15 protein-coding genes are annotated in these 19,035 nt (G+C 70.0%); 1 reads left to right on the forward strand and 14 read right to left on the reverse strand.

The features are described 5' to 3' along the window. Nucleotides 1-66 precede the first annotated feature (66 nt). The 11 genes from BLT82_RS12335 to BLT82_RS12385 form a co-directional block, all read right to left on the reverse strand. Nucleotides 67-1,767 (reverse strand): CYTH and CHAD domain-containing protein, encoded by a 1,701-nt coding sequence (locus BLT82_RS12335; protein ID WP_093653977.1) that lies wholly within the window; start codon nucleotides 1,765-1,767, stop codon nucleotides 67-69. 119 nt (nucleotides 1,768-1,886) lie between these two features. Then, nucleotides 1,887-3,086, reverse strand: coding sequence for a rod shape-determining protein RodA (gene rodA, locus BLT82_RS12340; RefSeq protein WP_093653978.1), 1,200 nt, complete (start codon nucleotides 3,084-3,086; stop codon nucleotides 1,887-1,889). A gap of 3 nt (nucleotides 3,087-3,089) precedes the next feature. Next, on the reverse strand, nucleotides 3,090-5,264 hold the full coding sequence (mrdA, locus tag BLT82_RS12345) for a penicillin-binding protein 2 (protein ID WP_093653979.1): 2,175 nt from the start codon (nucleotides 5,262-5,264) through the stop codon (nucleotides 3,090-3,092). A gap of 19 nt (nucleotides 5,265-5,283) precedes the next feature. Next, nucleotides 5,284-5,949 carry a rod shape-determining protein MreD gene (gene mreD, locus BLT82_RS12350; protein ID WP_093653980.1) on the reverse strand — a complete coding sequence of 222 codons (666 nt, stop codon included), beginning with the start codon at nucleotides 5,947-5,949 and terminating at the stop codon, nucleotides 5,284-5,286. A gap of 18 nt (nucleotides 5,950-5,967) precedes the next feature. After that, nucleotides 5,968-6,996 carry a rod shape-determining protein MreC gene (mreC, locus tag BLT82_RS12355; protein ID WP_093653981.1) on the reverse strand — a complete coding sequence of 343 codons (1,029 nt, stop codon included), beginning with the start codon at nucleotides 6,994-6,996 and terminating at the stop codon, nucleotides 5,968-5,970. Between the two features lie 141 nt (nucleotides 6,997-7,137). After that, nucleotides 7,138-8,157 carry a rod shape-determining protein gene (locus tag BLT82_RS12360; RefSeq protein WP_093653982.1) on the reverse strand — a complete coding sequence of 340 codons (1,020 nt, stop codon included), beginning with the start codon at nucleotides 8,155-8,157 and terminating at the stop codon, nucleotides 7,138-7,140. Between the two features lie 315 nt (nucleotides 8,158-8,472). Further along, a complete protein-coding gene (gene ndk, locus BLT82_RS12365) occupies nucleotides 8,473-8,883 on the reverse strand; it encodes a nucleoside-diphosphate kinase (protein WP_093653983.1) in 411 nt (136 codons plus the stop codon). Between the two features lie 107 nt (nucleotides 8,884-8,990). Then, nucleotides 8,991-9,356, reverse strand: coding sequence for a DUF4233 domain-containing protein (locus tag BLT82_RS12370; protein ID WP_093653984.1), 366 nt, complete (start codon nucleotides 9,354-9,356; stop codon nucleotides 8,991-8,993). Between the two features lie 4 nt (nucleotides 9,357-9,360). Further along, nucleotides 9,361-10,875, reverse strand: a complete 1,515-nt coding sequence (gene folC, locus BLT82_RS12375) for a bifunctional tetrahydrofolate synthase/dihydrofolate synthase (RefSeq protein WP_093653985.1) — start codon at nucleotides 10,873-10,875, stop codon at nucleotides 9,361-9,363. Nucleotides 10,876-10,960: 85 nt separating this feature from the next. Next, nucleotides 10,961-12,118, reverse strand: coding sequence for a sensor histidine kinase (locus BLT82_RS12380; RefSeq protein WP_093654244.1), 1,158 nt, complete (start codon nucleotides 12,116-12,118; stop codon nucleotides 10,961-10,963). A 103-nt stretch (nucleotides 12,119-12,221) separates the two neighbouring features. Next, complete coding sequence (locus BLT82_RS12385; RefSeq protein WP_093653986.1) at nucleotides 12,222-14,843, reverse strand: valine--tRNA ligase; 2,622 nt, start codon at nucleotides 14,841-14,843, stop codon at nucleotides 12,222-12,224. Nucleotides 14,844-14,980: 137 nt separating this feature from the next. Between BLT82_RS12385 and BLT82_RS12390 the strand changes: the two genes are divergently transcribed. Continuing rightward, nucleotides 14,981-15,916 carry a flagellar basal body-associated FliL family protein gene (locus BLT82_RS12390; RefSeq protein WP_093653987.1) on the forward strand — a complete coding sequence of 312 codons (936 nt, stop codon included), beginning with the start codon at nucleotides 14,981-14,983 and terminating at the stop codon, nucleotides 15,914-15,916. Between the two features lie 79 nt (nucleotides 15,917-15,995). Here the strand turns inward: BLT82_RS12390 and clpX are convergent, their stop codons facing one another. From clpX to BLT82_RS12405, 3 genes are all read right to left on the reverse strand, one after another. Continuing rightward, entirely contained in the window at nucleotides 15,996-17,273 is a 1,278-nt protein-coding gene (gene clpX, locus BLT82_RS12395; RefSeq protein ID WP_017944896.1) for an ATP-dependent Clp protease ATP-binding subunit ClpX, read from the reverse strand. 143 nt (nucleotides 17,274-17,416) lie between these two features. Further along, the gene (locus BLT82_RS12400) at nucleotides 17,417-18,100 is read right to left on the reverse strand and encodes an ATP-dependent Clp protease proteolytic subunit (protein WP_093653988.1); all 684 of its coding nucleotides are present in this window, start codon (nucleotides 18,098-18,100) and stop codon (nucleotides 17,417-17,419) included. A gap of 86 nt (nucleotides 18,101-18,186) precedes the next feature. Further along, nucleotides 18,187-18,792, reverse strand: coding sequence for an ATP-dependent Clp protease proteolytic subunit (locus tag BLT82_RS12405; protein ID WP_093654246.1), 606 nt, complete (start codon nucleotides 18,790-18,792; stop codon nucleotides 18,187-18,189). Nucleotides 18,793-19,035 lie beyond the last annotated feature (243 nt).

Genomic DNA, 19,035 nt, shown 5'->3' on the forward strand with positions numbered 1-19,035 from the left:
ACGGGCAGGGGGCGACTCTCAAGCGTAACCCGATCGGAAGGGGGTCTCGGCCCGTCCGGGGCACGGTCAGCCCTCGAGCGCCGCGCGGAGCCCGGGCCGGGACGCCTCCGCCCAGGCTTCCGGCAGTTCACGCTCCCGGTCGGCCGCGGTCGCCTCCTCGCGTCCGAACAGCAGTCCCCAGGTGAACGCGGACTCGCCGGCCGCGTGCGCCTGGACGGCGAGGTCGCGGAGGGTCTCGCGGGCGACGACGCTGTCCTGGTGGTCGCCGAGGACGGTCTGGACGGCCTTCATGCGCTTGGCGAACCTCTTGGCGGGTTTGCCGAGCGCGGGGGTGACGGCCTCGCCCGAGTAGCGGGCGCGTTTGGCGGCCTTGCGGGCGTCGTGCATGGCGAGGTCGCGGTCGTGGCCGGCGGGGAGACCGAGGGCGTGCTCGATGCGGGCGGCGAGCCGGTCGTAGTCCCTGAGCACGGCCTTGGGCAGCGCGACCTCCGGCTTCGCCTTGGCGGCGGGGAGCAGCGGTGGTTCGTCGAGGAGCGTGTCGAGGGTGTCGAGGAGGCTGAGGTAGCGCTCGGTGTCGAGCACGGCGATGGAGCGCCGGCGGGCGTCGGCGCGGTGGGAGGTCGCCCAGATCCGGAGCCTGCTGCGGACGGGACCGAGCAGCAGCCGGTGGGGCAGCTCGTCGAGGTGGCCGCGCAACCGCTCGGCCATCACTTCCTGGTCGCGGGCGGTGCCCAGTTCACCGGCGAGCCATTTCAGCTCCTCGCCGACCGGATCGGTGACCGACCGGTCGACGATCTTCCGGAAGGACTTGAAGGCGCTGCGCATGCGGCGGGTGGCCACGCGCATCTGGTGCACGGAGTCGGGGAGGTCGCGGCGTACGGCCGGGTCGAGGGCGACGATGGCGTCGCGTTGTTCGCGCAGATAGGCGAGGACGTGTTCGCCGGCCTGCCCGGACCCCAGCCGCGCTCCCCGATGGCGGACGCTCTTGGCGGCCTCGGGGGCCTTGGGGGCGCGTTCGCCGCCGGCCGGGGCGAAGGCGTCGGCGTGCCGTGAGGACCCCTGTTCCTCGGCGTGTGCGGCGGCCGTGTCCCCGGGTCCGGCCGCGGCGGTGGACTTCCGCCGCGCGGCGGCCGAGGCGGCTCCGGCGCCGGTGGCGGTGGCCGGGCCGGGTTCGGTTTCGGCGAGGGCCCTGGCCAGCTTGGACGGTGAGGACGCGGGCTTGATGCCGGCCTTGCGGAGGCGCTTCCCGACGGGCCCGAGGAGTGCGGGGTCGGCGCCGTCGGCCAGCTCGACCTCGATCTCGGTCCATCCGGCCGTGCCGTTGCCGGGAGCCAGGCGTTCCGCGTGGACGGTGTCGAGGGAGAGCTCGGCGAGGAGCCGGCCCTGGCCGTCGACGAGGTGGCGTACGTCCCTGGAGGACCGCAGGCGGACGACGGGGACGAGGGGGGTGCCCCGGGTGCGGGAGCGCACGAGCCCGGCGAGGACGCGCGGCACGGTGTCGGCGAGGGGGGCGTGGATCTCCTCGCGGATGCCGGTGGCGACGGGGAATTTCAGATGCCAGCCCTCGTCCTCACCGCCGGTGCGGCGGCGCAGCGTGATCTTGTCGGCGGCGAGGCGCAGACCGGGGGTGTCGTAGTAGACCGCGTCGAGCTCGGTGACGCCCTTCTCGACGACGTCGGCGATCCCGGCCGCACCGGTGAGGTCCGGGATCTCGGTGTCGGGTGTGGCTTCGTACTTCCGCTCGATCTCTCGCTTCGTCTCCGCCATGAACTGAATCTATCCGCCCTGTATTCATCTAGTCGCCCGGGCGATTCATCTCGTCGCCCGGGCGGCCGTGCGCCGTACGTACGACCGCCACGGCGGACGGAGGGAGCGGACGGATCGGATCAGGCGGACATCGGGCGTTGGAGCTTGATGGACTGCAGCAGTCCCACGGCCACCCACACCGCGAACATCGACGAGCCGCCGTAGGAGACGAACGGCAGCGGCAGTCCGGCCACCGGCATGATGCCGAGGGTCATACCGATGTTCTCGAAGGACTGGAACGCGAACCACGCGATGATCCCGGCGGCGACGATCGTGCCGTACAGCTCGGTGGTGTCCCGGGCGATGCGGCAGGCGCGCCACAGGACGACGCCGAGCAGGACGATGATGAGGCCCGCCCCGACGAAGCCGAGTTCCTCGCCGGCGACGGTGAAGACGAAGTCGGTCTGCTGCTCGGGCACGAACTGGCCGGTGGTCTGGGAGCCCTTGAAGAGACCGGTGCCGAGCAGTCCGCCGGAGCCGATGGCGATCCGCGCCTGGTTGGTGTTGTAGCCGACGCCGGCGGGGTCGAGTTCGGGGTTGGCGAACGCGGCGAAGCGGTTGATCTGGTACTCGTCCAGCAGACCGAGCGCGGTGACCAGCACGGCGCCGCCGATGCCCGCGCCGATCAGTCCGAAGATCCAGCGGTTGGACGCCCCGGAGGCGAGCAGGACGCCCAGGACGATCACCACCATCACCATGACCGAGCCGAGGTCCGGCATCAGCATGACGACGATCATGGGCAGGACCGCCAGGCCCAGCGACTTCGCGACGGTGCGGTGGTCCGGATGGAGCTGGTCGCCGGCGTCGACCTGGGTCGCCAGCAGTATCGCCATGCCCAGGATGATCGTGATCTTCACGAACTCGGATGGCTGGAGGGAGAATCCCCCGCCGAGCACGATCCAGGCATGGGCGCCGTTGATGGTCGCGCCGAGCGGGGTGAGCACCAGCGCGACCAGCACCAGGGAGATGCCGTACAGCACGGGCACGGCGCCGCGCAGGGTGCGGTGCCCGAGCCAGATGGTGCCGACCATCAGGGCGAGCCCGATACCGGTGTTGAGCAGGTGGCGCAGGAAGAAGTAGTACGGGTCGCCGTGGTTGAGCTCGGTGCGGTTGCGCGTGGCGGACCAGACGAGCAGCGAACCGAGCAGCGACAGCGCGAGTGCCGAGGCGAGCATCGGCCAGTCGAGCCGGCGGACCATCGAGTCGCGGGCGAGGAGCCTGGCGAGGCCGCCGCGGTCCGGCGCGTAGCGCGAGACCGAGAAGCCATGGGGTGCGGCCATGCCTCAGTCCCTCCGTCCGGTGGCCGGGGGCGGGCCGGCGAGGGCGGAGTCCTCTTCCGGCTCCGGCTTGACCGGCACGTACGGCGCGATCTTCGGCGCGTCGATGGAACCGTCGGGCTGGATCTTCGGCAGCGCCTTCTGCGGCTGCGGCAGCAGGGCCTTCTTGAGGTCCTGGTTGCCCTCCATGTCCAGTCCGTAGAGCGCGTTGTAGATGTTGCGCACGGCGGGACCGGAGGCGCCGGAGCCGGTACCACCCTGGGAGATGGTCATGACGATCGAGTAGTCCTTGGTGTACGTGGCGAACCAGGACGTCGTCTGCTTGCCGTGGACCTCGGCCGTGCCGGTCTTGGCGTGCATCGGGATCTTGTCCTGCGGCCAGCCGCCGAAACGCCAGGCCGCGGTGCCGCGGGTGGCGACTCCCGCGAGGGCCTCGTTCATCAGCTTGCGCGTCTTGGTGTCCATCGGCAGCTTGCCGTGGGATTTGGGCTTGATCTCGCGGACGCTCTTGCCGTCGGCGGCGACGACGGCCTTGCCGACGGTCGGGTTCCACATGGTGCCGCCGTTGGAGATCGCCGCGTAGATGGTCGCCATCTGGATCGGGGTGACGAGGGTGTCGCCCTGCCCGATGGAGTAGTTGACGGAGTCACCGGCGCGCATCAGGTTGCCTTCCAGGCAGTTCTCGTACGAGAGCTGCTGGATGTAGTCGCCGCCCTTCTTCCCCACCTTGCACCAGTAGTCCTTGTTGGCCTCCCAGAACTTCTGCTTCCAGCGGCGGTCGGGGACGCGGCCGGTGACCTCGTTGGGCAGGTCGATGCCGGTCTCGGCGCCGAGGCCGAACTGGTGGGCGGTCTTGTAGAACCAGTCCGCCGGGGTCTTCTTCGGCTTGAGGCCGCCGTCCTTCTTCCACTGCTGGTGGGAGAGGGCGTAGTAGACGGTGTCGCAGGAGACCTCGAGTGCCTGGCCGAGGGTGATGCTGCCGTGGCCCTGGGACTCGAAGTTCTTGAAGACCTGGTTGCCGATGGAGTACGAGCTGGGGCAGGGGTAGCGGCCGTTGAAGTCGTAGCCGGCGTTGACCGCGGCCGTGGTCGGGATGACCTTGAAGATCGAGCCGGGTGCGGCCTGGCCCTGGATCGCCCGGTTCAGCAGCGGGAAGTTGGACTTCTTGCCGGTGAGCCGCGCGTAGTCCTTGGCGGAGATGCCGCCGACCCAGGCGTTCGGGTCGTAGGTGGGCAGCGAGGCCATCGCGACGACACGCCCGGTCTTGGCCTCCATGACGACGACGGCGCCCGAGTCGGCCTTGTAGTTGGTGCCGGTGTTGTCGTCGTGGACCTTGCGGGCTTCCTTCATCGCGTTGTTGAGCTCCCACTCGGCGACCGCCTGGACGCGGGCGTCGATGGAGGTGACGACGTTGGCGCCGGGCTCGGCCTTGTCGGCCTGGGCCAGTCCGATGACCCGGCCGAGGTTGTCGACCTCGTAGCGGGTGACGCCGGCCTTGCCGCGCAGGTCCTTGTCGTACGTGCGCTCGAGTCCGGAGCGACCGACCTGGTCGGAGCGCAGGAACGGCGAGTCGGTGTCCTTGGCCTTCTCGATCTCCTCGTCGGTGACGGGCGAGAGGTAACCGAGGACCTGCGCGGTGTTGGCCTTGCCGGGTGCGACGTAGCGGCGCACGGCCATCGGCTCCGCGGTGATGCCGGGGAAGTCCTCGGCGCGTTCGCGGATCTGCAGGGCCTGCTGGGTGGTGGCCTCGTCGGTGACGGGGATGGGCTGGTACGGGGAGCCGTTCCAGCAGGGCTGGGGGGTCTTGGCGTCGCAGAGCCGGACCTTGTCCATGACGTCCTTCGGCTTCATGCCGAGGACGCCCGCGAGCCGGGTGAGCACCCCCTCGCCGTCGTCCTTCATCTTCATCAGGTCGGTGCGGGACGCGGAGACGACGAGGCGGGTCTCGTTGTCGGCGAGCGGCACGCCCCTGGCGTCCAGGATCGAGCCGCGGACGGCGGGCTGGACGACCTGCTGGACGTGGTTGCTCTTGGCCTCGTTCGTGTACTCGTCGCCGTTGCGGATCTGGAGGTACCAGAGGCGCCCGCCGAGCGTGGCGAACAGGGAGAAGACGAGGACCTGGATGACGATGAGCCGGATCTGGACGCGGGGGGTCCGTCCGGTCTCGGGAATGTTGCTCACGCTGCCGATGCCCCCTCGATCACAGTCGCTTGACTCCCCTGATGCGGCCGGAGCGCGAGGCCCGCGTCCTGGCCGCCTTGATCCGCAGCCCGCCGCGTTGGCGGCCGATGCGCAGTCCGGTGCCCGAGGACGCCCAGCCGCTGGAGACGTCGGTCGCGCCGGCCTGGGACTCCACGAGCGGATCGTTCTCCGCGCGTCTGGCGAGAGCCATGATCAGCGGCACGGTGAACGGCGCGAGGAGCAGGTCGTACAGGGCCGCCGTGAACAGCAGCGAACCGAGGCCGACATGGCGTGCGGCGGTGTCGCCGACGAGCGCGCCGACGCCCGCGTACAGCAGGGTCGAGACGACGGCCGCCGCCACGACCACGACCATCGGGCCGGTGGCGGAGGTCAGCCGGCCGTTCTCGGGCCGGGCGAGTCCGACGAGGTAGCCGATGACGCACAGCACGAGGGCGTAGCGCCCGGCCGCGTGGTCGGCGGGCGGGGCGAGGTCGGCGAGCAGTCCCGCGCCGAAGCCGATGAGGGCGCCGCTGGTGTGGCCGTAGACGAGCGCGAGGGCGACGACGGTGAGCAGCAGCAGATCGGGCACGGCTCCGGGCAGCTGGAGCCGTGCGAGGACGGTGACCTGGACGACGAGCGCGACCACGATCAGCGTCGTGGAGAGGAGCATCCGGTTGAAGCGCATGGTGTTCAGCTCCTCCTGCTACTCGTCGTTGCGGCCGGTGACGGCCTCGGTGCTGTCGGCCTGCGGGGTTTCCCCACCCGGTTCCCGTTCCTCTTCCCGTTCCTCCGAGCCCTGGCTCCGCGCCTGGGTGTCCCCGTCCGCCGAGGGGGTGACCGTCACGGTCACCGTCGGCGTGGGCGTCGGCTTGGGCTTGGGGGGCAGGACCATGTCGCGCGGGTCGGTGCGGGGCGCCTGGACGACGACCCCGACGATGTCGAGCTTGGTGAACGCGGCGTACGGCCGCACGAAGATGTTGCGGGTCAGGGCGCCGCCGGAGGGATCGACGCGGACGACCTCGCCCACCGGCACACCGGGCACGAACGGCTTGTCCGCCTGCGAGCCGAAGGTGACCAGCCGGTCGCCCTTGCGCACCTTCGCCTTGCCGTTGAGGAGCTGCACGGACAGCGGCCGGTCGCCCTGGCCGGTGGCGAAGCCCAGCTCGTCGGTCCGCTCCATGCGGGTGCCGACCGTGAAGTCCGGGTCGTTGGCGAGGAGTACGGTCGCGGTGTTCGGGCCGACGGTGGTCACCCGGCCGACGAGGCCGTCACCGTTGAGGACGGTCATGTCGCGCTGGATGCCGTCGGCGGAGCCGGCGTCGATGGTGACCGTCCAGGAGAAGCCCTGGGCGGCTCCTATGGCGATGACCTCGGCGCCCTTGATGCCGTACTGGCCGTTGGCCGCCTTCTTCAGCATGCTGTCGAGCTGGCGGACCCGGCTGCGGTTGCGGTCGTCGCTGCCGAGCCGCGCCTTGAGGGCGGCGTTCTCGCGCTCGAGGACGGAGATGCGGTCGTGCCGCTCGCCCGAGTCGCGGATCGCTCCTATGGCGTTGCCGACGGGATCGACGGCGGAGGCCACGCCGTTCTCGACCGGTCCGAACACGGCTGCCGCGGCCTGCCGGGCGCCGTCGACCGGTGACTCCTCGCCGCCCCGGATGTCCACCGTGATCAGTGCGAACGCGATGGCGATCAGCAGGACCAGGAGCAGCCGGCTCTCTTTCGTGTCCCTCACGTGCGGCGGCCGTGCCTTCCTCGTCGGAATGTGAATGCCGAGCTCTGTGGTGCGTGTTGTGCTTGCTGTGCCGTGTGTTGTTGTACGAACGACCGGCCGAACGGGACCAAGGGACCCGAACGGCCGATCGTGGCCCCCGCGCTAGCGGCGGGGCTGGGCGTCCAGCACCTGCTGGAGCGCCTCGAACTCCTCGACGCACTTGCCCGAGCCGAGCGCCACCGAGTCCAGCGGGTCCTCGGCGATGTGGATGGGCATGCCCGTCTCGCTGCGCAGCCGCTCGTCGAGACCGCGCAGCAGCGCGCCGCCGCCGGTGAGGACGATGCCGCGGTCCATGACGTCGCCGGACAGCTCCGGCGGGCACTTGTCGAGGGTGGTCTTCACCGCGTCGACGATGGCGTTGACCGGCTCCTCGATGGCCTTGCGGACCTCGGCCGCGGAGATGACGACGGTCTTGGGCAGACCGGAGACCAGGTCGCGCCCGCGGATCTCGGTGTGCTCGTCCTTGTCCAGGTCGAACGCCGAACCGATGGTGATCTTGATGTTCTCCGCGGTCCGCTCACCGAGGAGGAGGCTGTACTCCTTCTTGATGTGCTGGATGATCGCGTTGTCCAGCTCGTCCCCGGCCACCCGGATGGACTGTGCCGTGACGATTCCTCCGAGGGAGATCACGGCCACCTCGGTGGTGCCGCCGCCGATGTCCACCACCATGTTGCCGGTCGCCTCGTGGACCGGGAGGCCCGCTCCGATCGCGGCCGCCATCGGCTCCTCGATGATGTGCACCTGCCGCGCACCGGCCTGGGTGGAGGCCTCGATGACCGCGCGGCGCTCGACGCCCGTGATACCGGAGGGCACACACACCACGATGCGGGGACGGGCCGCCCACCGACGCTTGTGGATCTTGAGGATGAAGTAGCGGAGCATCCGCTCGGTGATCTCGAAGTCGGCGATGACGCCGTCCTTCAGCGGGCGGACCGCGACGATGTTGCCCGGGGTGCGGCCGATCATCTTCTTGGCCTCGGCACCCACCGCGAGGATGCCGCCGGTGTTGGTGTTGATGGCGACCACGGACGGCTCGTTGAGGACGATCCCCCGACCCCTTACGTACACCAGCGTGTTGGCGGTCCCGAGGTCGACAGCCATGTCACGGCCGATGAACGACATAGAGTTCCCCTTGTGTCCCATGAGGATGCGTCGGGCCTTCCCAAATCGAGCTTTGATGGCTTTTTAGGTAGGCGAGGAGGGTGATGCGCGGGTGCTGTGGCGTGAAGGCTTCCATCGTAGTGCCGCCTGCGCCGACTCCGCGCGCTGGGCCCCGCCTCAATAAGGGTGACGACGAGTCGCAGCGATGCGTTCCCTGTATCGCTCCGCGTATGCCGAAGGGCGACCGAAATTCCTTCGGTCGCCCCAGGGTCCGAGCGCTGTACGGCTGACTGCCGGTCAGGATGACGGGGCAGTGGACCGGCGGAGGAAAGCCCCTCAGCGCCCGGGGAAGAAGATCTTCAGCTCGCGGGCGGCGGACTCCTCGGAGTCCGAGGCGTGGATCAGGTTCTCCCGGACGATCGTGCCGTAGTCGCCGCGGATGGAACCGGGGGCGGCCGCGATCGGGTCGGTCGGGCCGGCCAGGGCGCGCACGCCCTCGATGACCCGCTCCCCCTCGACGACCAGGGCGACGACGGGCCCGGAGGACATGAAGGCGACCAACGGCTCGTAGAACGGCTTGCCCTTGTGCTCGCCGTAGTGCTGCTCCAGGGTGTCCTGGTCCAGCTCGCGCAGCTCCAGCGCGGTGATCTGCCAGCCCGCCTTGCGCTCGATACGGCCGATGACCTCGCCGATCAGGCCGCGGCGTACGGCGTCGGGCTTGAGCAGAACGAGCGTGCGCTGGCTCACGTGGGGGCTCCTTCGAGTGCGGGTACCGGGATTTCCTGGATGAGGGAGTCCGGAGGATGTGCGGTATTGCTGGCCCTCAGAGGCTACAGGGCCCCCGAAGGCAACCGTCACACAGCGTCAGGCTCTGCGGGACCGGCCGCGGCCTGGTGTTCCGCCCAGCGGGCCTTCGCCTCGTCGACCTTGCGGCCGTAGTGCACCGAGGCCCACCACAGGCCCGCGAAGACGGCACCCAGGGCGAACATCATCGGGACCACGAACCCGCTCGCGATCAGGCCGATCTGCAGCGCCCAGCCGAGCTGCACCCCGCCGGGGCGGGTGACCATCCCGCACAGCACCAGCGACAGCAGCATCGCGACACCGCTCACCGTCCAGACGGTGGCCATGGACAGATCCGGGTCCTTCATCGCCACCAGGCCGGCGAAGCCGATCACGAAGAACTCACCGATCAGCGTGGACGCGCAGAGCGTACGCATGGACTCAGTCCCTTCCCAGCAGCAGCCGGGCCTCGCCGACCGTGATCACGGAGCCGGTCACCAGGACGCCCGCGCCCGAGTACTCCGCCTCCTCCTCGGCGAGCGTGATCGCCGCTTCCAGCGCGTCGTCGAGCCGCGGCTCCACGACCACGCGATCGTCGCCGAACACCTCCACGGCGATCGCCGCGAGCTCGTCCGCGTCCATGGCCCGGTGGCTGGAGTTCTGCGTGACGACGATCTCGGTGAAGATCGGTTCGAATGCCTCCAGAACCGCCTTCACGTCCTTGTCGGCGCTCGCGCCCACGACACCGACCAGGCGCGAGAAGCCGAACGACTCGGTGATTCCCTCGGCGGCCGCCCGTGCTCCCGCCGGATTGTGCGCGGCGTCCAGGACGACGGTCGGGCTGCGGCGCACGACCTCCAGCCGGCCCGGCGACACCACGGAGGCGAACGCGGACCGGACCGTCTCCTGGTCCAGCGTCCGCGCGTGCTCCGCCCCGATGCCGAAGAAGGCCTCGACCGCCGCCAGCGCCACCGCCGCGTTGTGCGCCTGGTGGGCGCCGTGCAACGGCAGGAAGATCTCCTCGTACTCGCCGCCGAGACCGCGCAGCGTCAGCAGCTGCCCGCCGACGGCGACCTCCCGCGAGGCGACACCGAACTCCATGCCCTCACGGGCCACCGTCGCGTCCACCTCGACGGCCCGCTTCAGCATCACCTGGGCGGCGTCCACGGGCTGCTGCGCCAGGATCACCGTCGCGCCCTGCTTGATGATCCCGGCCTTCTCACCAGCGATCTCGCCGGGCGTGGCGCCGAGGCGGTCGGTGTGGTCGAGGTCTATGGGGGTGACGACCGCGACGGAACCGTCGATGACGTTCGTCGCGTCCCAGCTGCCGCCCATGCCCACCTCGACGACGGCCACGTCCACCGGTGCGTCGGCGAAGGCGGCGTACGCCATCCCGGTGAGCACCTCGAAGAAGGAGAGGCGGTACTCCTGGGCGCTGTCGACCATGTCCACGTACGGCTTGACGTCCCGGTACGTCGCGACGAAGCGCTCGGGGTCGATCGGGGCGCCGTCCAGGCTGATGCGCTCGGTGACCGACTGGACGTGGGGCGAGGTGTACCGCCCGGTGCGCAGCTCGAAGGCGGCGAGCAGCGCCTCGATCATGCGGGCCGTGGACGTCTTGCCGTTGGTGCCCGTGATGTGGATCGACGGGTACGCGCGCTGGGGCTCGCCCAGCACGTCCATCAGCGCGGTGATCCGGCTGACCGACGGCTCCAGCTTCGTCTCCCCCCAGCGGCCGGCGAGCTCCTGCTCGACCTCGCGGAGCGCCTCGTCCACCTCCGGGTCGGCGGGCCGCCTCGGCACCTGGTCGCCCTGCGGCGGCCCGGCCTGGGTGCGCAGCGTGCGGCTCCCGGCCTCGATCACCGCCAGATCGGGGTCGCGGTCTGTCTCGGCGTCGACGATCGCGTCGAACTCGTCGCCGGTGTCGTCGGAGGGCTCTGGCTGCTGGTCGCTCACGCCTGACAGTCTACGGAGCGCTGCGGACACCCGGACCGAGGCCCGGCCCATACGGCGGCCCGGCCCTCCGGACACCCGCCCGGCGCTACAGCCCCGCCGGCAGCAGCGCCCGCACGCAGTACGAGCCGTCCCGCGCGCCGGCCGTCAGCGTGCCGCCCATGCTCTCCACCCGCTCCCGCATCGACAGCGTCCCCGTCCCGCTGGACACCGGCTTCCGGAGGGCCGGGCCCTCTTCCGCCAGCGGATTGCGCACCTCGATCCGCAGCCGTGGCCCCTCCACGCCGATCCGCACGCTCACCTTCTCCCCCGGGGCGTGCTTGGCGGCGTTCGTCAGACACTCCTGCACCACCCGGTACACGGCCGTCTGCCGCAGCGGCGAGACCCTGCGCGCCTGGTCGTCGATCGACAGTTCCACCGGACTGCCCATCCGCTCCCCCTCCTCGGCCAGCGCCGGCAGTCCTTCGAAGCCCGGTGTGGCGGTCCGCTCGTCGGCGCGGCGGACGATGATCTCGTTCAGCATGCGATGGGCGCGCCGGGCGGTCTCCGCGAGCTCCTCGAAGTCGTCGCCCTGCTCCTCGCGCCGGGCCCGCACCGCCAGCACCTCGGCGCGCACGGCCAGCACCGTCAGCTCCCGGCCCACCAGGTCGTGCACGTCCCGGGCCACCGAGGTGCGCTCCTGCTGCACGGCCTGCAGCGCCGCCGCCTCGGCACGCCGGACGTCCAGTTCCCTGAGCAGGTCCTGCCGGTGCGCGGCGATGCCCACACCGGACGCGAGCACGCCGATCGGCACGACCAGGCTCAGGAAGTCACTCAGCGAATCGCCCTTGTGGGTCGGCCACAGCGGCGTGCTGAACAGCGCGTACGCCATTGCGATGTAGCCGAGCGTGGCCGCGACGGCCGCCGTGCGCCCCCGGAACCGGCCGAGGGAGTACAGCGCGAACTGCACCAGCGTCAGGTCTTGCAGCCAGCCCAGGAAGACCAGCGCCACCAGGTACGGCACCCACGGCAGCCGGCGGCGCAGCAGCAGGGTCGCGGCCCCCGCCCCCAGCACGAGCGTCGCGCTCACCCGGCCGAGCGAGTTGTCCGCCTCCGCGAGCCCCGGCACGTCGAGCAGCATCAGCCCGAAGCAGCTGAGCGCCGTCAGGGCGTCGACGGTGCGGGAGGACACCGGTCGCCGGTCCGCGTACCGCCGGCTCGTCTCGGCGGCGCGGCGCAGCGCGGGGACGGCGGACATGTGCGGCATGTCCTCCATCATCCAAGCTCCGCGACGGTGCGCACCCCAACGCCGAGGCCCCCGGAGTCCGGCGGACTCCGGGGGCCTGGTGCGTTCCGGCCGGTGGCGCGGTTCAGCCCTGCGGCAGGTTCGCCAGCTGGGCCGCGATGCGCTCCATGTCCTCCTCGGCCTTGGCGAGCCGGCCGCGGATCTTGTCCACGACGTTGTCGGGCGCCTTGGCGAGGAACGCCTCGTTGCCGAGCTTCGCGGTGGCCTGGGCCTTCTCCTTCTCGGCGGCCGCGAGGTCCTTCGCCAGACGCTTGCGCTCCGCGTCCACGTCGATCGTGCCGGAGAGGTCCAGCGCGACCTCGGCGCCCGCGACCGGGAGGGTGGCCGTGGCGTGGAAGGAGTCGCCCTCCGGCTGCAGCCGGAGCAGCTGCCGGATCGCGCCCTCGTGCGGTGCGAGGGCCGTGCCGTCGAGGGTCAGCCGGGCCGGGACCTTCTGTCCGGGCTGGAGACCCTGGTCGGAGCGGAACCGGCGGACCTCGGTCACGACGCGCTGGACGAGCTCGATCTCGCGCTCGGCCGCCTCGTCGCGGAAGCCGCTGTCGGTCGGCCAGTCGGCGATCACGACCGACTCACCGCCCGTGAGGGTCGTCCACAGCGTCTCGGTGACGAAGGGGACCACCGGGTGCAGCAGGCGCAGCGTGACGTCGAGGACCTCGCCCAGAACGCGGGCGGAGACCTTCGCGGGCTCGCCGCCGCCCATGAACGTGGTCTTGGACAGCTCGACGTACCAGTCGAAGACCTCGTCCCACGCGAAGTGGAACAGCGTGTCGGAGAGCTTCGCGAACTGGTAGTCCTCGTAGTACGCGTCGACCTCGGCGACCACCGTGTTCAGCCGCGACAGGATCCAGCGGTCCGCCGCCGACATCTGCTCGGGCGACGGCATCGGGCCCCCGACCGTGGCGCCGTTCATCAGCGCGAAGCGGGTCGCGTTCCAGATCTTATTGGCGAAGTTGCGCGAGCCCTGGACCCATTCCTCGCCGATCGGGACGTCCACACCGGGGTTGGCGCCGCGCGCGAGCGTGAAGCGCAGCGCGTCGGAGCCGTACTTGTCCATCCAGTCCAGCGGGTTGACCGCGTTGCCGAAGGACTTCGACATCTTCTTGCCGAACTGGTCGCGGACCATGCCGTGCAGCGCGATGGTGTGGAACGGCGGGGTGCCGTCCATCGCGTACAGGCCGAACATCATCATCCGGGCGACCCAGAAGAAGAGGATGTCGTAGCCGGTGACCAGGACGGAGTTCGGGTAGAACTTCGCGAGGCTCTCGGTCTGCGCCGGCCAGCCCATCGTGGAGAACGGCCACAGGCCGGAGGAGAACCAGGTGTCGAGGACGTCGGTGTCCTGGTGCCAGCCCTCGCCGGACGGCGGCTCCTCGTCGGGGCCGACGCAGACGACCTCGCCCTCCGGCCCGTACCAGACCGGGATGCGGTGGCCCCACCAGAGCTGGCGCGAGATGCACCAGTCGTGCAGGTTGTCGACCCAGTCGAAGTACCGCTTCTCCATCTCCTGCGGGTGGATCTTGACCTTGCCGTCCCGGACCGCGTCACCGGCGGCCTTCGCCAGCGGCCCGACCTTGACCCACCACTGCATGGACAGCCGCGGCTCGATGGTGGTCTTGCAGCGCGAGCAGTGGCCCACGGAGTGGACGTACGGCCGCTTCTCGGCGACGATCCGGCCCTCCGCGCGCAGCGCGGCGACGATGGCGGAACGGGCCTCCAGGCGGTCCAGGCCCTGGAAGGGGCCGTGCGCGGTGATGACCGCGCGCTCGTCCATCACGGCGAGGTTCGGCAGGCCGTGGCGCCGGCCGATCTCGAAGTCGTTCGGGTCGTGGGCGGGCGTCACCTTGACGGCGCCGGTGCCGAACTCCGGGTCGACGTGCTCGTCGGCGACGACGGGGATGCGGCGGCCGGTGAGCGGCAGCTCGATCTCGCGGCCGACGAGGTGCCGGTAGCGCTCGTCCTCGGGGTGGACCGCGACGGCCGTGTCACCGAGCATCGTCTCGGCGCGGGTCGTCGCGACGACGATCGCGTCCTCGCCCTCGCCGTACCGGATCGAGACGAGCTCGCCGTCGTCGTCCTGGTACTCGACCTCGATGTCGGAGATGGCGGTCAGGCAGCGCGGGCACCAGTTGATGATGCGCTCGGCGCGGTAGATCAGCTCGTCGTCGTAGAGCTTCTTGAAGATGGTCTGGACGGCCTGGGACAGCCCCTCGTCCATGGTGAAGCGCTCACGCGACCAGGCGACACCGTCGCCCAGGCGCCGCATCTGCCCGGAGATCTGGCCGCCGGACTCGCCCTTCCACTGCCAGACGCGCTCGACGAAGGCCTCACGGCCCAGGTCGTGGCGGGACTTGCCCTCCTTCGCCAGCTCGCGCTCGACGACGTTCTGGGTGGCGATGCCGGCGTGGTCCATGCCGGGCTGCCACAGCGTCTCGAAGCCCTGCATCCGCTTGCGGCGGGTGAGTGCGTCGATCAGCGTGTGCTCGAAGGCGTGGCCCAGGTGGAGGCTGCCCGTGACGTTCGGCGGGGGGATGACGACCGTGTACGGGGGCTTCTCGCTCTTCGCGTCGGCCTCGAAGTAACCGCGCTCTACCCAGCGCTCGTACAGCTTCCCCTCTACCTCGGCCGGCGCGTACTGGGTCGGCAGTTCGGGGGTGCTTGCTGGCTGCTGCTGAGTGTTCTCGGTCACGGGCCACAGTTTAGAGGTGTCACGGTCCCGTTCTGAAACGGGAATGTTCGGTAACGGTGTGGGTCCCGGTGTCACGGGGGCGGTGGGTTTCCGCCAGGATGTTCGGAACGCATAAGCATCTGGAGGGGAACCCAGAAATGAGCTACAACCAGCCGGGCCCGTACGGCGGTCAGCCCCAGCAGCCCGGCCCGTACGGCCAGCCGGGTCCTCACGGCCAGCAGCCGCAGGCGCCCCAGCCCGGTTACGGCTACCCGCAGCAGCCTCCGCAGGGTGTCCCCCCGCAGCAGCCCGGCTACGGCTACCCCCAGGCCCAGCAGCCCGGCCCGTACGGCCAGCAGCCCCCGTACGGCGCGGGCCCCGGCGCCTACCCGCCCCCGCCGCCGTCCCAGCCGGGCGGCAAGAAGAACGGCCTGGTCATCGGCGGCGTGGTCGTGGCGCTCGCGGTGATCGCGGGCGGTGTGTGGTGGTTCACGTCGGGCGGGGGGAGCTCGGTCGCGGACGACGGCCCGCACAAGCTGACGACGCCGGAGACCGTGCTCACCGAGTACAAGAAGATGGCGGGCGGCAGCGGCGGCCCGTCCGACGACGACTTCCTCAAGGACGTCGAGAAGAGCGGCATCAAGAACGGCAAGCAGGTCGAGGCCAATTGGGAAGTCAAGGACGCGAACAACCCTCTGGCCGGCAAGCTGCTCACGTTCGGTGGCGCCTACGGTGAGATCGAGGACCCGGAAGCGGTCGTCGACTCGATCTTCGCCACCATCGAGGCGAAGTCCAAGGAGGACAAGGACGCCGAGGTGGAACTGCTGGGCAGCCCGAAGGAGTACAAGCCCGCAGAGCTCGACGGCGCGATTATGAAGTGCCAGCAGATCAAGTCGAAGCCGAACGCCTCCGACGCCCCTGCCGCGGGCCCCAAGGAGTTGACGATGACGATCTGCGCCTGGGGTGACCGCAGCACGGTCGCCTTCGTGATGCCGATGGACATGGCGTCCATGCTCGCGGGCAAGGGCACCTCGCCCGAGGACGCGGCCGGCATCGCCGCCAAGCTGCGCAAGGAGATCCGCGTCAAGGCCTGACCCCGTCGGGGCCCAACGCACAAGGGCGCCTGCCCGGTTCGTCCGAACCGGGCAGGCGCCCTTCGCGTGTGCGTGCCGCCTACGCGCTCTTCTCGTGGCGGCCGTCGTTCTTCACGATCCGCGGCACCAGCGTCGGGTTGACGTTGTTGTGGACGACGTCCGCGGTGATGACGACGCGGGCGACGTCCTTGCGGGACGGCACCTCGTACATCACCGACATCAGGACCTCCTCCATGATGGCGCGCAGACCGCGCGCGCCCGTCCCGCGGAGGATGGCCTGGTCGGCGATGGCCTCGAGGGCCGGGCGGTCGAAGTCCAGCTCGACGCCGTCGAGTTCGAAGAGTCGCTGGTACTGCTTCACCAGCGCGTTGCGCGGCTCGACCAGGATCTTCAGCAGGGCCTCGCGGTCCAGGTTGTGGACCGAGGTGATGACCGGGAGGCGGCCGATGAACTCGGGAATCATCCCGAACTTCACCAGGTCCTCCGGCATGACCTCCTGGAACTGGTCGCTGGCGTCGATCTCGCGCTTGGAGCGGATCGTGGCACCGAAACCGATGCCCTTCGCGCCGGCGCGGGACTCGATGATCTTCTCCAGGCCGGCGAAGGCACCGCCCACGATGAACAGCACGTTCGTCGTGTCGATCTGGATGAACTCCTGGTGCGGGTGCTTCCGGCCGCCCTGCGGCGGGACGGAGGCGGTCGTGCCCTCCAGGATCTTCAGCAGCGCCTGCTGGACGCCCTCGCCCGACACGTCCCGGGTGATCGACGGGTTTTCGCTCTTGCGGGCGACCTTGTCGATCTCGTCGATGTAGATGATCCCGGTCTCGGCCTTCTTGACGTCGTAGTCGGCCGCCTGGATGAGCTTCAGCAGGATGTTCTCGACGTCCTCGCCGACGTAGCCGGCCTCCGTCAGCGCCGTCGCGTCGGCGATGGCGAACGGGACGTTGAGCATCCGGGCCAGGGTCTGGGCGAGCAGCGTCTTGCCCGATCCCGTGGGGCCCAGCAGCAGGATGTTGGACTTGGCGAGTTCGATCGCGTCGTCCCGGCCCTGGCCGTTCTCGCCGGCCTGGACGCGCTTGTAGTGGTTGTACACCGCGACCGAGAGGGCTTTCTTCGCGGGCTCCTGCCCGACGACGTACCCCTCGAGGAACTCGTAGATCTCGCGCGGCTTGGGGAGTTCCTCCCACCGCACCTCGGAGGTCTCGGCGAGCTCCTCCTCGATGATCTCGTTGCAGAGGTCGATGCACTCGTCGCAGATGTACACCCCGGGGCCTGCGATGAGCTTCTTCACCTGCTTCTGGCTCTTTCCGCAGAACGAGCACTTGAGCAGGTCGCCGCCATCACCGATGCGTGCCACGAGGTGCTTCCCCTTCGCCTGGGAGCGCTTGGTTCAGCTGCTCCTGGTGCCTCATATCCGACGGTACCTTGCCGGGCCCCTGGTTCGGGCCCCCCTTGGCGCGGTTCACATTGACGTGTACCGCGCCAAGGGCAGGTCGAGCGTCAGGCGGCCGCTGCGGCCGTGCTCTTGCGGGTCGACACGATCTGGTCGACCAGGCCGTACGCGAGCGCGTCCTCGGCCGTGAGGATCTTGTCGCGCTCGATGTCCTCGCGAACCTTCTCGATCGGCGTGGAGGAGTGCTTGGCCAGCATCTCCTCGAGCTGCTCGCGCATGCGCAGGATCTCGTTGGCCGCGATCTCCAGGTCCGAGAGCTGCTCCCGGCCCGTCTGCGAGGACGGCTGGTGGATCAGCACACGGGCGTGCGGCAGGGCCATCCGCTTGCCGGGGGTACCGGCGGCGAGCAGCACGGCCGCGGCGGACGCCGCCTGGCCCATGCAGACCGTCTGGATGTCCGGCTTCACGAACTGCATCGTGTCGTAGATGGCCGTCAGCGCGGTGAAGGAGCCACCGGGGCTGTTGATGTAGATGGAGATGTCACGGTCCGGGTCCATCGACTCCAGGCACAGCAGCTGCGCCATGACGTCGTTGGCGGACGCGTCGTCGATCTGGACTCCGAGGAAGATCACGCGCTCCTCGAAGAGCTTCGCGTACGGGTCGTACTCGCGCACGCCCTGGGAGGTGCGCTCGACGAAGCGGGGAACGACGTAGCGGTTGTCCACCTGCGGGCCTGTGTAGAGGCCGCTCGCGGAGGCTGCGGGGAACTGGTTCATGGTCGTGTTCACCATCCTGGTGGCGTTCGGTGGGCTGGGGTATCGGGGGGCGGGCGGGGCGCAGGCCCGGTGCCGGAGGCGTCGGCCCCCGGCGGCCGGGTTCAGGCGCCGGTGCCGCCGCCGCCCGGAACGCCCGAAGCGGCGGAGATGATCTCGTCGATGAGCCCGTAGTCCTTGGCCTCCTCGGCCGTGAACCAGCGGTCGCGGTCGCCGTCGCGGATGATCGTCTCGACGGTCTGGCCGGAGTGGCGGGCGGTGATCTCGGCCATGCGCTGCTTGGTGCGCAGCAGGTACTCGGCCTGGATCTTGATGTCCGAGGCCGTACCTCCGATGCCGGCCGAGCCCTGGTGCATCAGGATGTCGGTGTGCGGCAGCGCGAAGCGCTTGCCGGTGGCGCCGCCGGTGAGCAGGAACTGGCCCATGGAGGCGGCCATGCCCATGCCGATGGTGACGACGTCGTTCGGGATGTACTGCATGGTGTCGTAGATCGCCATGCCGGCCGTCACCGAGCCACCGGGGCTGTTGATGTAGAGGTAGATGTCCTTCTCGGGATCGGCGGCCAGGAGAAGGAGCTGGGCCGTGATCTTGTTGGCGATGTCGTCGTCCACCTGCTGACCCAGGAAGATGATGCGCTCGCCGAGCAGCCGGCTGTAGACCTGGTCGCCGAGGCCTCCACCGATGGACGGCTCACCGGCGGCGTTAGGCATCAGAATCGTCACGTAATCCACCTGCTCGTCTCTGACGGCTGCGGCCGTCTCAGCGTCTTGGAACCTGGGGGCGGGGGGATCCCCGCGGGCGGGTAGTCCCCTGCCCTCGTATTCATGGACCCTAACGCGCTGGTGGGCGGGCGCCATCCCGGTTCCCGAACTGTTCGCTGGGAGCGCAAGCTAGGGGGGCGCGCGCCGGTATGAATACGCCCTGTGGATGTGCGGCCGGCACGGTCCGCACGA

It is taken from the genome of Streptomyces wuyuanensis (assembly GCF_900103455.1).
GTDB classification, from domain to species: Bacteria; Actinomycetota; Actinomycetes; order Streptomycetales; family Streptomycetaceae; genus Streptomyces; species Streptomyces wuyuanensis.

Excerpts from the sequence above, each read along its gene's own strand:
- BLT82_RS12370 (WP_093653984.1), bottom strand. The coding sequence starts at position 9,356 with ATGCGTACGCTCTGCGCGTCCACGCTGATCGGTGAGTTCTTCGTGATC.
- BLT82_RS12405 (WP_093654246.1), bottom strand. The coding sequence starts at position 18,792 with ATGCCTAACGCCGCCGGTGAGCCGTCCATCGGTGGAGGCCTCGGCGAC.
- BLT82_RS12380 (WP_093654244.1), bottom strand. The coding sequence starts at position 12,118 with ATGCCGCACATGTCCGCCGTCCCCGCGCTGCGCCGCGCCGCCGAGACG.
- BLT82_RS12390 (WP_093653987.1), top strand. The coding sequence starts at position 14,981 with ATGAGCTACAACCAGCCGGGCCCGTACGGCGGTCAGCCCCAGCAGCCC.
- BLT82_RS12360 (WP_093653982.1), bottom strand. The coding sequence starts at position 8,157 with ATGTCGTTCATCGGCCGTGACATGGCTGTCGACCTCGGGACCGCCAAC.
- BLT82_RS12400 (WP_093653988.1), bottom strand. The coding sequence starts at position 18,100 with ATGGTGAACACGACCATGAACCAGTTCCCCGCAGCCTCCGCGAGCGGC.
- mreD (WP_093653980.1), bottom strand. The coding sequence starts at position 5,949 with ATGCGCTTCAACCGGATGCTCCTCTCCACGACGCTGATCGTGGTCGCG.
- BLT82_RS12335 (WP_093653977.1), bottom strand. The coding sequence starts at position 1,767 with ATGGCGGAGACGAAGCGAGAGATCGAGCGGAAGTACGAAGCCACACCC.
- rodA (WP_093653978.1), bottom strand. The coding sequence starts at position 3,086 with ATGGCCGCACCCCATGGCTTCTCGGTCTCGCGCTACGCGCCGGACCGC.